We start from the raw sequence: 507 nt of genomic DNA on the forward strand, positions 1-507 counted from the left end.
GGTATGGAAAAAAACCTTCAATATTGGGGCGGCGATGAGCGCGGCAGTGACTTTGCGCCAGAAGGCAGCCCAATCCCAAGCCGAGACTTGCCATTTTGCGTTCCAATCGCAACACAATGTACACATGCGGTCGGCGTTGCTTCTGCGTTGAAAATTCAAGGCAATCACGAAGCGGCTCTGGTCATGTGTGGCGACGGTGGGACATCCAAAGGAGATTTTCTCGAATCCATCAACTGCGCAGGGACATGGAACATTCCGTTGGTTTTTGTGGTGAATAACAACCAATGGGCGATTTCTGTACCACGCAGTTTACAATGCGCGGCGGAGTTCCTTTCTGAAAAAGCAAAAGGAGCTGGCATTCCAGGGATTACCGTCGATGGCAACGACGTTGTTGCTATGTATGACGCTACCATGACCGCATTAGAGCGAGCACGAAAAGGCAAAGGGGCGACACTGATCGAAGCGGTAAGTTATCGCCTAAGTGACCACACCACCGCCGACGATGCG

1 protein-coding gene is annotated in these 507 nt (G+C 51.9%); it reads left to right on the forward strand.

The genetic code is table 11. From position 1 onward, the window contains the following. Positions 1-507, forward strand: a 507-nt coding sequence (locus tag R7044_RS28320; RefSeq protein WP_263857084.1) for a thiamine pyrophosphate-dependent enzyme, incomplete at both ends; no start/stop codon positions are given.

Source organism: Vibrio sp. 1402, assembly GCF_033340275.1.